General features: G+C 56.2%; 11 protein-coding genes. 7 read left to right on the plus strand and 4 right to left on the minus strand.

What is annotated here, in order from left to right:
- Window positions 1-92 precede the first annotated feature (92 nt).
- Window positions 93-1,280 carry an LL-diaminopimelate aminotransferase gene (locus AAAU26_RS13210; protein ID WP_227618396.1) on the plus strand — a complete coding sequence of 396 codons (1,188 nt, stop codon included), beginning with the start codon at window positions 93-95 and terminating at the stop codon, window positions 1,278-1,280.
- 60 nt (window positions 1,281-1,340) lie between these two features.
- Here AAAU26_RS13210 and AAAU26_RS13215 read toward each other — a convergent pair whose 3' ends face one another.
- From AAAU26_RS13215 to AAAU26_RS13225, 3 genes are all read right to left on the minus strand, one after another.
- Window positions 1,341-2,222, minus strand: coding sequence for an aldose 1-epimerase family protein (locus AAAU26_RS13215; protein ID WP_227618397.1), 882 nt, complete (start codon window positions 2,220-2,222; stop codon window positions 1,341-1,343).
- Between the two features lie 197 nt (window positions 2,223-2,419).
- Window positions 2,420-3,568, minus strand: coding sequence for a sensor histidine kinase (locus AAAU26_RS13220; protein ID WP_227618398.1), 1,149 nt, complete (start codon window positions 3,566-3,568; stop codon window positions 2,420-2,422).
- Window positions 3,565-4,242 carry a response regulator transcription factor gene (locus tag AAAU26_RS13225; protein WP_149795017.1) on the minus strand — a complete coding sequence of 226 codons (678 nt, stop codon included), beginning with the start codon at window positions 4,240-4,242 and terminating at the stop codon, window positions 3,565-3,567. The genes AAAU26_RS13220 and AAAU26_RS13225 overlap by 4 nt, the downstream gene beginning before the upstream one ends.
- Before the next feature lie 158 nt (window positions 4,243-4,400).
- Between AAAU26_RS13225 and AAAU26_RS13230 the strand changes: the two genes are divergently transcribed.
- The 3 genes from AAAU26_RS13230 to AAAU26_RS13240 are packed head-to-tail and all read left to right on the plus strand — an operon-like array spanning window position 4,401 to window position 6,310.
- A complete protein-coding gene (locus AAAU26_RS13230) occupies window positions 4,401-4,544 on the plus strand; it encodes a CD1871A family CXXC motif-containing protein (protein ID WP_333490614.1) in 144 nt (47 codons plus the stop codon).
- Window positions 4,537-5,421: a 4Fe-4S binding protein gene (locus AAAU26_RS13235; RefSeq protein WP_149794985.1), complete on the plus strand. Its 885-nt coding sequence runs from the start codon at window positions 4,537-4,539 to the stop codon at window positions 5,419-5,421. The genes AAAU26_RS13230 and AAAU26_RS13235 overlap by 8 nt, the downstream gene beginning before the upstream one ends.
- Before the next feature lie 4 nt (window positions 5,422-5,425).
- Window positions 5,426-6,310, plus strand: coding sequence for a TlpA family protein disulfide reductase (locus AAAU26_RS13240; protein ID WP_227618399.1), 885 nt, complete (start codon window positions 5,426-5,428; stop codon window positions 6,308-6,310).
- A gap of 892 nt (window positions 6,311-7,202) precedes the next feature.
- Here the strand turns inward: AAAU26_RS13240 and AAAU26_RS13245 are convergent.
- The gene (locus AAAU26_RS13245; RefSeq protein WP_227618400.1) at window positions 7,203-8,768 is read right to left on the minus strand and encodes a recombinase family protein; all 1,566 of its coding nucleotides are present in this window, start codon (window positions 8,766-8,768) and stop codon (window positions 7,203-7,205) included.
- Between the two features lie 524 nt (window positions 8,769-9,292).
- Between AAAU26_RS13245 and AAAU26_RS13250 the strand changes: the two genes are divergently transcribed.
- Genes AAAU26_RS13250 through AAAU26_RS13260 form a run of 3 tightly spaced genes read left to right on the plus strand, consistent with a single transcriptional unit; the run spans window position 9,293 to window position 15,187 of the window.
- Window positions 9,293-11,080, plus strand: coding sequence for an extracellular solute-binding protein (locus AAAU26_RS13250; protein WP_227618401.1), 1,788 nt, complete (start codon window positions 9,293-9,295; stop codon window positions 11,078-11,080).
- A gap of 37 nt (window positions 11,081-11,117) precedes the next feature.
- Window positions 11,118-13,409, plus strand: coding sequence for a hybrid sensor histidine kinase/response regulator (locus AAAU26_RS13255; protein ID WP_227618402.1), 2,292 nt, complete (start codon window positions 11,118-11,120; stop codon window positions 13,407-13,409).
- A 41-nt stretch (window positions 13,410-13,450) separates the two neighbouring features.
- Window positions 13,451-15,187, plus strand: a complete 1,737-nt coding sequence (locus AAAU26_RS13260; RefSeq protein ID WP_320443567.1) for a diguanylate cyclase — start codon at window positions 13,451-13,453, stop codon at window positions 15,185-15,187.
- The last annotated feature ends 1 nt before the right edge of the window (window position 15,188 follow it).

Here is a 15,188-nt window from a genome sequence, read left to right on the forward strand (position 1 = left end):
GTTATGTTTTTGGCTTTCCCTCTGAGGGAGCCGGACGCGGAGCGGCCTGAGAGGGCAAGCCACTTATAAAGAAAGAATTGAGGGAAAGTATCATGAAAATGAACAAACATTACAATGAGCTGAAGGCCAGCTACCTCTTTGTGGACATTGCCCACAAGGTCGCCGCCTATCAGGAGGCACACCCTGAGAAGGAGATCATCCGTCTGGGCATCGGCGATGTGACCCAGCCGCTGGCCAAGTGCGTCGTGGACGCCATGCATGACGCCGTCACCGAGATGGGTACCAAGGAAGGCTTCCACGGCTACGGCCCCGAGCAGGGCTACCCCTTCCTCAAGCAGGCCATTCAGGGCTACTACGCAGGCCGCGGCACCAAGCTGGACGAGGACGAGATCTTCATCTCCGACGGTGCAAAGAGCGACCTTGCCAATGTGCTGGGCCTGTTCGACGTGGACAACACCGTCCTCGTTCCGGACCCCGTCTACCCCACCTATGTGGACGACAATGTCACCGATGGCCGCAAGATCATCTATGGCCGCACCAGTCAGGAGAACGGTTTCCTCGGGATGCCCGACGACAGCGTGAAGGCTGACATCATCTACATCTGCAGCCCCAACAACCCCACCGGCGCTGCCTACACCCGCGACCAGCTCAAGGCATGGGTGGAGTACGCCAGAAAGAACAACGCCATCATCCTCTACGACGCCGCTTACGAGTGCTTCATCTCCGACGGCGAGCTGGCCCGCAGCATCTTCGAGATTGATGGCGCCCGCGAGTGCGCCATCGAGATCTGCTCCTTCTCCAAGATCGCAGGCTTCACCGGCACCCGCTGCGGCTACACCGTCGTGCCGAAAGATCTGGAACGTGACGGCATGAACATCAACAAGCTCTGGCTGCGCCGCCAGACCACCAAGTTCAACGGTGTGCCTTATGTCGTGCAGCGCGGCGCTGCCGCCGTCTTTACTGAGAGCGGCATGGCTGAGATCCAGCACAACCTCGACTACTACCGCAAGAACGCCAAGGTCATCGCCGACGCTCTGGACGAGTGCGGCGTGTGGTACTGCGGCGGCAAGAACAGCCCCTACATCTGGCTGCGCTGCCCCGGTAGCATGAAGAGCTGGGAGTTCTTCGACTGGCTGCTGGAGAACTGCGGCGTCGTCGGCACCCCGGGCGTGGGCTTCGGCGAGTGCGGCGAGGGCTACTTCCGCCTGACCGCTTTCGGTGACGCCGAAAAGACCAGGGTGGCTGCCGAGCGCATCAAGACCGCCATCAAGGCTCTGTAAATTTTATCGCACAAAAAGAGGGAGGCACCCCGCCGGGGCGCCTCCCTTTTTGCTTGCAGTTTAGCGGTTGAAGGTCGTGCTGAGGGTCGTGCTCCACTCCTCACCGGGGGCGAGGCAGGCCGCAGCGGCACGCTGCTCCCACTCCTGCGGATCGTCCACCGAGGCGGGCAGCGAGTTCCACGGCTCGATGCAGACGAAGCGCACCGGCTTGGACAGGGCCGACCAGATGAGGGTGTAGGGGAAGCCGGCCACATCGCAGACGATGCTGCGGCCCGTGTCCTTCTCGTAGATACCCAGCGTCCTGGTGCGCAGGCCTGCCATGCAGAAGCTGTCGTTGTCGAAGAGGTCGTTGGTCAGCTGGATGGCCTGCTGGTTCTTCCACTGGTAGTAGCATTTGCCCGTCAGCAGGCCGCCCCCGCTGGCGTCGAGGATGACCGGGCTCTCAGGCTGGTCAAAGCGGAACTCGTAGTCCTCGACGGTGTGGCTGTCATCGAACGGCACCTGAAAGGCCGGGTGGTAGCCGATGCCGAACCGCAGCTCTTCGGCGCCGGGGTTCGAGACGGTGAGGGTGTGGTGAAGGGTCTTTCCGTCCAGCCGGAAGGTGCTGGTGAGCACGAAGTCGAAGGGGAACTTCTCCGCCTTCATGGCCTCATCCGGACGCAGCTCGAGCTGGATGGTGTCGCCCTCCGCTTTCAGCAGGGTGTGCTCCACGTCCCGGGCAAAACCGTGCTGGCCGCCCTTGTAGGTCTTGCCGCCATGGGTGAAGCTGCCGTCCTTAAGCTTGCCAGTCCACGGGAAGAGGATGGGCGCGTGGCGCTTCCAGACTGCCGGGTCGGCCTGCCAGAGCAGCTCCTCCCCCGCCGCGTTCTTCAGGCTGACGGCCTCGGCACCGTGAGTGTCCACCGTAAGGCTCAGAAATTCGTTTTGAATGGTCGCCTGCATTTTCAGTATCTCCTTTGTCCTTCTTATTTTCCGGGGCCTGCTGTTTCCAGTATACTCCCCCGTGTGCCAAAAATAAAGCCCCCTTCCCATGCTTGCACAAATCGTCACTGGGCAAAAGCCTTCACCCCTTGGGGACAGATTTCCCCCGACCGGGGGAAGCCTTTATTCGGAAGCACGATTTCCATGCTCTGCTTGCTTCAACAGGGCTGTGCCAGCGGCAGGGTGACGACAAAGGTAGTGCCGTTTTCGCTGCTGCTCTCCACAGTCACACTGCCGCCGTGCAGTACGGCGATCTCCCGCACAAGGGCAAGGCCAAGCCCCACGCCGCCCATCTCCCGGCTGCGGGACTTATCCACCCGGAAAAAGGGCTGGAAGATGCTCTCCCGGCAGTCTGCGGGGATGCCCGGGCCGGTATCCGCAACGCGCAGCACGGCAGTTTGCTTTTCCCGCCGCAGAGTGACGCGCACCGCACCGTCGAGGCGGTTATACTTGATACCGTTTTCCACCAGATTGAACACCAGTCGGTAGATCAGCGCATCACTGCCCACCATGCCCAGTTCCGCGCAGTCCTGCTGCAAGGAGATATTGTTTTTCTGGGCAAGGGGGGTCAGGTCGGTCAAAATTTCCTCCACCAGCGGTGCAAGGGCGATCTGGTCAGTACGGGAGATCGATTGCAGATTGCTCATCTCTAATAAAGTGCGCACAAGGGCGGTCAGGCGATCCAGTTGCTCCCGCAGAGAGCTGACCAGCCCGGCAGTCTCGGCATCCATGGCTGGGTGCTCCTCTGCAAACAGTTCCAGCTTCGTCTGCAAAATAGCCAGCGGGGTGCGCAGCTCGTGGGCTGCGTTGCCCGCAAACTGCCGTTGTAATTCAAAGGACTGTGCCAGGCCATCCAGCATCCGGTTTACCGACCGGCTCAACTGCCCGAATTCCTGCACGGTATCTTCGTCCAGACGGACGGTAGCAATGCTGTCCTGATCGACCCGCTGCGCCTGCCGCGCAAGCTGCTGCAACGGTTTCAGAGCTCTGCCGCTGACAAAATAAGCGATGGCCGCGCTGAGGATGGTGACCACAGCAGTAATGCACCAGCCCTTGCGGCCAAAAACCACCTTTGCATCGTAGACTTCCTGTGAAAAATGCGCCAGCAGGCTGGACATTTCCTCCTGCGGGATCTCGATGGTCAAGGAATCCTCACTGCCGGGCTGATACTGCATCATAAAGCCGTTGAGGGCATCCATGCCGGTTGCACCGGTGCGGTATAAAAGCAGGTTCATGCACACGCAGGCACAGGCGATGAGCAGCGCCGTCAGCAGGGTGATGCGCCATTGCAGGGACAACCGTTTCATTGTACCTCTCCTCCGATCTCGTAGCCTTCCCCGATGCGGTTGCGGATGGGGTCGTAGCCCAGCACCGCCCGCAGCTTTTTGCGCAGGGCAGAGATATGTACCCGGATGGAGTTGCTGAAGCTGTCCACGCTTCCGTCCCAGACGTGCTCAATCAGCTCTTCCTGACTGACCGGGCGTCCCTGATGCAGCAGCAGATATTCCAGTACGCCGCTCTCCTTCCGCGTCAGGGCAAGGGTCTGACCATCCACCGTGGCAACGCGGCTGCGGGTGTTGAAGCTGAGCCGCCCGCAGCACAGGCAGACGTCCTGCTGGATGAACTTGCGCCGGGTCAGGCTGCGCACCCGGGCTTCCAATTCTGCAAGGTGGAATGGCTTGGAAAGATAATCGTTCGCCCCGGCATCCAGCCCCTCCACCTTATCTGAAATTTCACTGCGCGCTGATAAGATCAGCACACAGGTCTCAAGGTCGTGCTGCCGTAAGCTGCGCAACACCTGCATCCCGTCCACCTTGGGCAGATTGAGGTCCAGCAGCACAAGGTCGTACCGCTCTGCCGTCAGCGCTTCCAATGCGGCTTCGCCGTCTGCACAGGCGTCCACCTCGTACCCGGACAGCCGCAGCTTCCGGGCAATGTCCTCCCGCAGGGAGTGCTCGTCCTCTACCACCAAAAGGCGCATTTTGTTTTCCACCCTTCCCGTAAAAAATCCATTTCTTGCGTTTTTCTTCATTATAACAGATTATAGCAGACGGTGTTAAGATTCGTGTTAAGATTTTCTTCGCAGAAATTTTATCCCGGATAGTGTATACTGGTGCCATCAAACAGCAGGAGGCTATGATGTTCATGACAAAAAAACAGGCGCAGCTGCTTTTGCTTGCTGCCGGGGTACTGATGCTGCTGTTCGGCGTATGGCGGGGCGAGGCAGACACCGTATTTTCAAAAGCCATCCGGCTGTGTATGGAGTGTGTGGGCATTGGATAAGAAAAAATTAAATCCCCTTGCCCGGTTCCGGGGCTTTATACAGGCCGGAGCGACCCTTTTAACCAACATCCACCTGCCCAACTTTGCTAAAGGAACGCTGTATCAGGGCAATGGAAAATACGTCTGCGTCCCGGGGCTGAACTGCTATTCCTGCCCGGGCGCTGCCGGTGCCTGCCCGGTGGGGGCGTTTCAGGCGGTAGTGGGCTCTTCCAAATTCCGCTTTTCCTACTACATCACCGGCATTCTCATCCTTTTCGGGGTGCTGCTGGGACGGTTCATCTGCGGTTTCCTCTGCCCGTTCGGGTGGTTTCAGGAGCTTTTGCACAAGATTCCCTCTCCCAAGCTTTCCACCAAAAAGCTAAAGCCGCTGCGCTATTTAAAGTATGCGGTGCTGCTGGTCATGGTGGTGCTGCTGCCATTGCTGGCGGTCAACGAGCTGGGCATGGGCGACCCCTTCTTCTGCAAATATCTCTGCCCACAGGGCGTGCTGGAAGGCGCCCTTCCCCTCTCCCTGACCAATGCTGGCATCCGCGCCGCGCTGGGCAAGCTGTTCACATGGAAAGCCTGCATTCTGCTGGCAGTCATTATGGGCAGCGTGGTGTTCTACCGCCCCTTCTGCAAGTGGCTGTGCCCGCTGGGCGCGTTTTATGCGCTGCTGAACAAGGTCTCGCTGTTCCAGATGCGTGTAGACACCCACAAATGCGTCTCCTGCGGCGCCTGCGCAAGGGCCTGTAAGATGGACGTAGACATTACCAAGACCCCCAACCACGCCGAATGTATCCGCTGTGGGATGTGTATGAAAGCCTGCCCCACGGACGCCATCCAGTACAAGTTCGGGCTGGGAGACCAATCAAACACCGAAACAACAAAGGAGTAAAACCATGAAATTCAGCCGTGTAACCGCACTTTTGCTCAGCCTTACGCTGGCTTTCAGCCTTGCCGCCTGCGGGCAGGGCGCGTCCTCTGCATCTTCTGCATCCTCTTCTTCTGCCGCTTCCTCTGCGGCAGCGGAAACCAAGACCGAGGAGCAGCTGCTGGCCGAGGAAAACGAGATCCTTTCCGCAAACGATGCCCTGTGGGAGAAGGTGTTCGCTTCCATGGACAAAAACATGACTGAGACCACCCTCAGCACGAACTACGGCGATTTTCTGCGCAGCTCCGTGGAAAAGACAAAGGACCAATTCTCGGATGAGGAGTACAAGACCCTGACCGCCGATGCAGAAAAAATCCGTGCCATCGAGGAGCAGATTGCCACCCTTGCCCTCGCGGACGCGGCCGCTTCCGGCGCTGCCGCACAGGGCACTGCCTTCCCCCAGTTTGAGGGCAGCGATTTAGAGGGCAACCCGGTGGACAACAGTCTGTTTGCGGGCAACGCCTTTACGGTGGTGAACTTCTGGTTCAACGGCTGCAAGCCCTGCGTAGAGGAACTGGACGACCTGAACGCCTTGAACGAGAAGGTCAAGGCACAGGGCGGCGAGGTTGTCGGCATCAACACCGAGACGCTAGACGGCAACCAGCAGGGCATTGATGCCGCCAAAAAACTGCTGGCTGCAACGGGCGCAAGCTACCGCAACATCTACTTTGCCTCCGGCAGCGACGCCGGCAAGTTTGCGCTGAACATCATGGCCTTCCCCACCACCTACGTTTTTGACCGGGACGGCAACGTTGTGGGCCAGCCCCTGCTGGGCGGCATCGACAAGGAAGAAAACCTTGCCGCCCTGCAAAAAAATATTGACGCTGCCCTTGCCAAGGACAACGCCAAATAAGCTATTCTCCCCTGCCACGGAAATCAACTTTTAGAGTTCGTCCCAGAGCAGCCGGATGAGGGGCAATTTCCCGTAAGCTGCTGCTCGTTTGCGCCCTCATCAGTCACCTGCGGTGACAGCTTCCCCCCAACCGGGGGAAGCCTTTAGAGAAAATTTGATTTCTGTAATTTCCTGCCGCCTACGGGCGGCTTTTTTTGTTTGCACCGGGCATTGTCATGCACGCCCGGGCGCCGGACGGAATACGCTGGGGCAAAAGCATACTTTTACCAGCAAAGGAGCGTATCTCCATGAAGAACACCGGAACTCTCCGCATTCAGGCCTTTGCGGCCCGTCAGTCCAGCCCTGTCGAGGGTGTGACCGTCACCGTCAGCGGCGACGGCTTCACCGCCACCCGCCTGACCGACGCCGAAGGCAACGCCGACGACGTCACCCTTACCACCCCCGCCTGTGCTCTCTCGCTGGACGAGGACAACACCACGCAGCCCCCCTACGCGGTCTGTGACCTCGTGGCCTCCAAGACCGGCTACCGCACCGTCCGCATCCAGGGCGTGCAGGTCTTTCCCGGGCAGGTGACGCTGGCCCAGCCCGAGATGATACCCGACACCGAGGAGATGCGGGACACGCCCAACACCCCCATCGTCATCCCACCCCACAGCCTCTTCACCGGCGACGGCGGCAGCGGCCCGACCCCGTCCCTCGCCTGTGTGCCGCGGGTGCTGGACCGGGTCATCATCCCGAAAAATATCACCGTCCATCTCGGCAGGCCCGCCGCCTCGGCCCGGAACGTCACCGTCTCGTTCCGCAGCTATATCGCCAACGTGGCGTCCAGTGAGGTGTATCCGACCTGGGCTGACGAAAATAGCCCAGCGGGGCAGTCGAGCTGTCTGCCGACTCAGAAATTCCATTCGATCGTTATTTTTTGTTCTCCGGTAAGCGTATCTTTTGGGCTGACAATAACACGATGGACCAACAGTACAGCAAGTTCGCGGGTCAGGTACGAAACCTGTGCCAGTTCACGGACACGCTGCATCTGTGTCTGGACTCCACCGGTTTCTTCCTGCTGTTGTTCCAGTTCCGTTTCCAATGTATCGATCCGGGTCTCTGCCTTTTTCACTTCTTCCAGAAAGGTCTGGTTCATTTCAGAAAACTGAACGGCATCAATTAAACCTGACACCTTATCCAGATAAAGCTCCTGCATGGCCTTGCGCCGCCGGGCTGCTTCGCTCTTCAACCGTTTCAGCTCGTCACGCCTGGCCTGCTCTCGCTGCCGGATGGGGTCATCCTGTTCTGGAAGGGTAACTTTTTCAGGGTCAAAATAGTCTGCCGCATACGCCCGGATACGTTCCAGTACAGCATTCTCCAACGCGTCCATATCGGTACAGGTCCTGTTGCCGCACACTTCCGGTGCGCGCTGGTGCATCCGGCAGCGAACATAGCGTCTTTGTGTTCCATCCGCTCTCGGCTGACGGCCCGTTTGCTCCATGCAGCTGCCACAGCATCCACAAACCACTTTTTTTGCCAGCGGATGGATCGTTCCCTTCTCGCCGCTCCGGGTGCGCTCCTGCATCATCCTCTGGACCGTTTCAAACATTTCTCGCTCAATAATAGCTTCATGCGTATTTTCTACAACGATCCACTGCGATTTTGGAAGCCAAATCGTCTTTTCAGACTTGTAACTTATCTTTTTATGCTTTCCCTGCACCATATTTCCGATATAAAGCTGATCATGTAATATTTGATATACGGTGGGACTGCTCCAAAGAGCCGCATTTGTATTCTTTAATGCACTGCGGTAATGGATGCCATGCAGCTGCTTATAGGCTGTTGGGCTTGGAATTTTTTCGTCATTCAGGATGCGTGCGATCTTGTGTGCGCCGATCCCGTTAAGAGCCATGGAAAAGATCCGCCTTACCACTTCGGCTGCTTCCGGGTCGATGATGAGTTTTCCTTTTGCATTTGGGTCTTTGCAGTATCCATACCGTGCAAAAGAGCCGATGAACAGCCCCTCTTTCCGCTTGTGGTCAAGCACCGAGCGGACATTGGTGGACAGATCTTCCAGATACCACTCGTTGATCAGGCCGTTGATCTGGCGGGATTTTTTGTTCGCGGTATCGTTGGTATCCACATGGTCTACCACCGCAATGAAGCGGATGCCCCACTCCATGAACTTTCCGTGCAGATATTTTTCCACGAGTTCCATGTCACGGGTGAAACGGGATTGCGTTTTGGCCAGTACCACATCAAACTGATGTTCGCTTGCGGCTTGTATCATCGAATTGAATGCCGGACGGTTCCGGTCGATGCCGGAATAGTCCTCATCCGAATAGATCTGGTAAATATCAAATCCTTTCTCCAGGGCGTACTGGAGCAGCATCGACTTTTGATTCTGAATGCTCTCCGATTCACCAATTTTATCTTCATCTTCTTTGCTCAGGCGGCAATAAATGGCTGCTTTCATGATCTGCCCCCTTCTTTTTGTACACGAGCATCCATGCGCAGCATAACGCATCCCTCCTTCAAATTCAGGGATGCCACATCAGGCACAGGATCTTGAAGGAACAGCATTGAGTAATCCATCGATGATGTATCGCTCAAATTCCTTTTGAAACCGTTCTTTGCGCTGTTCGTTGTTGTCTGAACGAAATTTTTCGTGCAGAATAAAAGGAGTTTTTTTCATCGAATCCCCCTTTTCGGTCCATCTGGTCGTGATATGTGTCACTTCAGTCTATTTCCAGTCAGCGAAATTCAGAACTTTCCATATTTTTCATGCAAAATATTGCAAGACGTTCAAAATCAACTTGAAACGCCTTTGCCGCAATGGTACAATTATATTGTCATTTTATGGAAACTCGGCGCAAAGCCCCGTGCGGACAGGCCGCAAGCGTCGGAGTTCCTGTGGGATGTGTAAGAATAGCTAAGGCAGCACTTCGCTACTGCACCTGCGTAGTATTGCTTTCCGAAAATGTGAGAAAGTATATTTATATGATGAAAAAGATCTCCCGCCGCTCGTTTTTGCAGGTCTGCGGTATTACTGCGGCAACGGCAGCACTGACCGCCTGCGGCGGCACTAAGACCGAAACAGCTAAAAAAGACGCTGCTCACGAAGCCATCACCTTTATGGCACCTTATAAGGAGATAGAAGCCTTTATTGAGCAGGTACACAGCGTTTACCCGGAAGTGAACATCGAGGTCGTGCCCTACAGCGGCGATAACACCACCACCTGTCTGCAGAATATGTTTGCGGCGGGCGACCTGCCGGACGTCTGCACCTTGACCCACTACGACCCCCGGATCGATCTGGTCTCCAACAAACTGCTGGACCTTTCCGGCTACGATTTTACGGATAACTATGTGGAGTCCCGTCTGCAAGACGTGTTCGACAACGGTGCCATCTACCTGCTGCCCTCGACCTACAACTGCTACGGCATCACCTACAACAAGACCCTGCTGAAGAAATACGGCTGGGAGCTGCCCAATTCTTTCGCTGAGCTGGAAGAACTGGCTGCAAAGGCAAAGGAAGCCGGGGTCAATCTCTGTCTGCCGCAGATCCAGTATCCGGGCTACGGTTTCCAGTATCTGTGCAACATTGCAGACGCCGATTTCCTCGGCACACTGGACGGCAGGCTGTGGCAGCGGGATTATCTGTCCGGTAAGGCGAATGTCAGCAATACCCCCGGCATGATGCAGGCCATGGCCTATGTCCAGAAGTGGAAGGACATCGGGATGCTGAACGACACCGGCGACGCTCTTGACGACAATGTGACCCGGCAGAGGATGGCTGAGGGGAACACCCTGTTTTTGATTGGAAACACCAACGGCATTGTGGAGGCAGACGGCAATGCCGATAAATTCGGCCTGATGCCGTATCTTTCCGAGGACGGCACCCAGAATGTTTTTGTGCTGAATGTGAACCGCTTCTACGGTCTGAATAAAAAGCTGGAGCAGGATCCCCAGAAGCTGGAAGATGCGCTCAAGGTGATGCGTGTGCTTTCCACCGTTGCAGGCACCAGCGCTCTGCAGCCCGCAACGGTGCTGAAAAGCAGCCTGCTGCCCTTCAAGGACGCAAAAGCGGACGGCACCTACTATGCCGACATCGCCGATGCCCTGAACGCAGGCAACACCGCGCCCTTTATCTATTCCGGCTGGGAAAACACCATCGTGACCACCGGCCTTAAAATGCTGGACTTTATCAAGGGCGATGCTACCATGGAGGATGTGATCCGTCAGATGGACGAGGATCAGGATAGCGTGGTGCACAACACCCCGGATGTTATCACTACCGTTACGGAGGAGCTTTCGCAGGAGGACTGCGCCATGCTGGTGGGTCGCTGCTTTGCACAGGCTACCGGCAGCGACCTTGCGCTGGTCTCGCTGAGCACATGGATCCCCGGCAACCCCACCGATCAGAACCACCACGGCGTAGCGGCCAAACTGTACGCCAAGGATATTACGGATTACGACCTTTCGGTCATTCTGCCCACCGGCTGGAACCGCACCATCCAGACCGTTTCCCTGACCGGGCAGCAGATCAGCGACCTGCTTGCTTCTGGTTACGATGCCTACGGCAACGGCAAGGGCTACCCCTATGTGCTGGTAAGCCCGGTGCAGCCGGAGGCGGGCAAGACCTATCAGGTTGCAATCTGCGGTGTGAGCGACCAGTTGGCTGCGGAGACCACGGTCACAGACAGCGGTGTGGTGGGCATGGATGCCGCAAAAGCCTTCTTTGGCGCATACACCACCATCAGCCGGGCAGATACCGCATGGAGCTAGGGTACACCTTAAACAAAACGGACAGGAGATACTGGATGTGAACAACAAAATCTATAAAAAGCTGTTTGGTGGCTTCGGCTTTGTCATCATCGTGTCGCTCCTGACCCTTTTTGTCATGAGCCAGACCTACATCCAGAACCTTGTCTACCATGAGCGGCTGAGCCAGATGGAAGAGGTCACCCACCAGATGTTCCGCAATCTGGAGGATGTCATCGACACCCACTGGGACGAGGTGGATGTGCAGTGCAATTATTTGTACTACACCCCGCTAAAGACCGATACCGATCTCTACCGCTATCTGAAAAAGCTGCCCGAGCTTTCCAATTACCATGAAAAACAGGTCGAATTGATTGCCGTGGATACTGCCGGATATTATTATACCGAGTATGGCCGCATGGGGCTGCTGCGGGGAATGAACTATCTGGAAAGCGCACCGGAGCGGGTCAGCTATATTTCCAACTCGCTGACCAAGGACGACTCCTGGATGGTGTTTCTGGAACAGCTCTCCACCCCCATCACACTGCAAAGCGGAGAAAAAGAGATCACCCTGCGCTACTTTGGCATCTCCCAGAGCATGACCCAGCTGAACGATTATTTCCGCTGTGACGCCTACGAAAACAGCAACAGTGTCTATGTGCTGGACAACAACGGCTTTAAGCTGTTCAACGCCAATGACACCGAGCTGCTGAAGGGACACAACGTATACACCGTCCTCTCCCGGATGTCCTATCTGCACGGCTCTTCCTTTGCGGGGGCAAAGGAGCGGCTTACCCGCACAGGCTCCTGCTATTCCAACGCCGTGCTGGATGGGACTGAGTATTTCTACGCCCTGAAGCAGATGGAAAACGCCCAGTGGACACTGGCGTTCCTTGTTCCGGCAGAATATGTGGCCGTGAATACGCAGAAGCTGGTCAACATCGTCATGGTCATCATCATCGTCATTGCGATGATGTTCTCGGTCATAACAGTTTTCGTTGGCTGGTTTCTCCTGCGGCAAAAGCAGCAGCAGGAGCTGCGGACTGAAAAAGAAGCGAACCTCCGTCTGGAACAATACAACATCCATCTGACGCAGGTAAATGATGAGCTGCGGCAGGCGCAGGTCGTTGCAGCAGAGGCTTTGCAATCCGCAGAGCGCGCCAGCAAGGCCAAGACGGACTTCCTTTCCAACATGAGCCACGACATCCGTACCCCCATGAACGCCATCATCGGCATTACCACCCTGATGAAAAACGAGCTGCACCAGCCGGAAAAGCTGGCCGAACATCTGGGCAAGCTGGAAACTTCCGGTCAGCTGCTGCTGGGCATCATCAACAATATTCTGGATATGAGCCGCATCGAGAGCGGCAAGACCACCCTGAATGTGGAAAAAATGAACCTGCCCCAGCAGGTCAGCCAGCTGGACAGCATCATCCGTCAGCAGGCAGGCCAGCGCCGCCAGACCTTTACGGTAAACACCCATCTGCAGCACGAAAACGTACTGGCAGACCCCAACCGCCTGAATCAGGTGCTGATGAACATCCTCTCCAACGCGGTCAAATATACGCCCAAGGGCGGGCATATCCGGTTGGAGGTGGAAGAGCTGCCCCGGAACGAGCACTTCGCCCGGTACCGCTTTGTGGTGCAGGATGACGGCATCGGCATGAGCGAGGAGTTCCAAAAGACCCTTTTTGACCCCTTTACCCGTGAGGAAAAATCCGGCACCAATAAGGTGCAGGGCACCGGCCTTGGCATGGCCATCACCAAGAGCATCGTAGACCTGATGGGCGGCACCATCCACGTGGAGAGCACCCCCGGCAAGGGCACCCGCTTTGAGGTCGTGCTGGAATTTCCCATTGATGCCGAAGCAGATACGGTGCAAGAGGCACAGGTGCTCCCGGAGGAAGAAGAGACCGCTTCTCCTCTGTCCGGCATGAAGTTCCTCTGCGCCGAGGATAACGCCATCAACGCCGAAATTCTGGAAATGCTGCTGGAATCCAAGGGCGCACACTGCAAAATTTACCCCAACGGTCAGGAGATCGTGGATGCCTTTGCCAGCGTCAAGCCCGGCGAGTACGACATGATTTTGATGGACATTCAGATGCCGGTGATGGACGGCCTGGAGGCCACCCGCCGCATTCGCAATGGCGAAAATCCACTGGGCAGGATCATCCCCATCCTTGCCATGACTGCCAACGCCTTTTTGGAAGATATGCAGAAGAGCAAGGAAGCTGGGATGGATGTACATCTCTCCAAACCCGTGGACATTGCAGCGCTAGAACAGACCGTAAAACGCTTCCGCGTTACCCCCCCCCCATTAAAAAATAGCGGAAAAGCGCGTTTCCGCAGATGAAACACACAAATGATGTAAATAATGTAGAAGAAGGTCAGAACGTGAATACACTTTCCGAGATTGAGAAATATTACAAAGCGCGTGAGCAGCAGCTGTTGAAAAAGCTTCATCGACAGGAAGCTGCTCTTGCCGCAGCGGAGCAAACGCTGAAGCGATTGAACGAAAATCAGAAAGCACCGATGGACGAAACCACCGAGCAGCGTACTGCACAGGAGCAGGCATTCAAAGAAAAACTCTATCGAGATCCGCTGACAGGAATTTACAACCGCCGCTATTACGAAGAAGTTGTCCGTAAATCCATCGGCCCCGCAGGGATCGCGCTGATAGATGTGGACGATTTCAAGATCTGCAACGATACCTATGGGCATTACGCCGGAGATATGGCACTGAAAACGGTGGCAAACACCATCCAGTCCTGCATCCGGGCGTCGGACCTGCTCATCCGCTATGGCGGAGACGAATTTCTGCTGGTGTTATCCTGCATTCCGGGAGACTTTTTGCAGACCAAACTGGAACAGATCCGCACCGCCGCGCAGATGGCATCTGTACCCGGCTATTCGCATTTCCGTATCTCGCTGAGCATTGGCGGAACGATACAGTCCCTCGCCGACCCTATGGAAAACATCGTTCGCCGGGCGGATTGGCTGATGTATCAGGCAAAGTGCCGCAAGAATGCCGTCACGGTGGAACTCCCCGAAAACGCGCTGACCGCGCAGGAAGAACTGGTGGAGGAGAAGCCGCAGATTCTTCTTGTGGATGACTCTGAAATGAACCGCATGATGCTGACAGAGATCCTGGGGGATAGTTACCACATTCTGGAAGCAGAAAACGGACGGGAATGCATGGAAAAATTGCAGGCAGAAGCCGGAAACATTGCACTGGTGCTGCTGGACATCAATATGCCCGTTATGGATGGCTTTGAAGTGCTGAAAGCCATGAATGCCAACCACACCATCGAGGATATCCCGGTCATTATGATCTCCAGCGAGGACTCCGATGCGACGATCCGGCGTTCCTATGAGCTGGGCGCAAGTGATTATGTCAATCGCCCCTTCGATGCTCGTATCGTGTACCGCCGTGTAACCAACACCATCAAGCTGTACGCCAAGCAGCGGCGGCTGGTGCAGATGGTCTCTGAGCAGATCCGCGCCCGTGAAAATAATACGGATATGCTGGTGGGTGTACTGAGTCATATCGTAGAATTCCGCAACGGCGAAAGCGGCGCCCATGTGCGGCACATCCGTATCATCACCGAGCTGCTGCTCCACCGTCTGTTGGAGATCAGCAGCAAATACTCTATCACTGCGGAACAGCAGGATATGATTCCGCTGGCTTCTGCCCTGCACGACATCGGAAAAATCGGCATTGACGAAAAGGTCCTTAATAAGCCCGGCAGGCTGACCCCGGAGGAATTCGAGGTCATGAAGACCCACAGTATGCTGGGAGCCAAGATGCTGCATGATCTGGATAATTTTGCAGAGCAGCCGCTGCTGCAAACGGCCTACGAGATCGCCCGCTGGCACCACGAACGCTGGGATGGGCGCGGCTACCCGGATGGGCTGAAGGGCGATGAGATCCCCATCAGCGCACAACTGGTTTCGCTGGCTGATGTGTACGATGCACTGACCAGCGAACGCTGCTACAAAAAAGCCTTCTCCCACGAAAAAGCCGTGCAGATGATCCTGAACAGCGAGTGCGGAGCGTTCAACCCGCTGCTGCTGCAGTGCCTGACGGATATTCAGGCTGACCTGAAAGAAGAATTACAGCAGCACAACTGAG

It is taken from the genome of Faecalibacterium longum (assembly GCF_040094125.1).
Classification (GTDB): Bacteria; Bacillota; Clostridia; order Oscillospirales; family Ruminococcaceae; genus Faecalibacterium; species Faecalibacterium longum.

What these genes read in the sequence shown, in the direction of transcription:
- AAAU26_RS13210 (WP_227618396.1), top strand. Translation starts at nt 93, where the DNA reads ATGAAAATGAACAAACATTACAATGAGCTGAAGGCCAGCTACCTCTTT.
- AAAU26_RS13215 (WP_227618397.1), bottom strand. Translation starts at nt 2,222, where the DNA reads ATGCAGGCGACCATTCAAAACGAATTTCTGAGCCTTACGGTGGACACT.
- AAAU26_RS13220 (WP_227618398.1), bottom strand. Translation starts at nt 3,568, where the DNA reads ATGAAACGGTTGTCCCTGCAATGGCGCATCACCCTGCTGACGGCGCTG.
- AAAU26_RS13225 (WP_149795017.1), bottom strand. Translation starts at nt 4,242, where the DNA reads ATGCGCCTTTTGGTGGTAGAGGACGAGCACTCCCTGCGGGAGGACATT.
- AAAU26_RS13230 (WP_333490614.1), top strand. Translation starts at nt 4,401, where the DNA reads ATGTTCATGACAAAAAAACAGGCGCAGCTGCTTTTGCTTGCTGCCGGG.
- AAAU26_RS13240 (WP_227618399.1), top strand. Translation starts at nt 5,426, where the DNA reads ATGAAATTCAGCCGTGTAACCGCACTTTTGCTCAGCCTTACGCTGGCT.
- AAAU26_RS13245 (WP_227618400.1), bottom strand. Translation starts at nt 8,768, where the DNA reads ATGAAAGCAGCCATTTATTGCCGCCTGAGCAAAGAAGATGAAGATAAA.
- AAAU26_RS13250 (WP_227618401.1), top strand. Translation starts at nt 9,293, where the DNA reads ATGATGAAAAAGATCTCCCGCCGCTCGTTTTTGCAGGTCTGCGGTATT.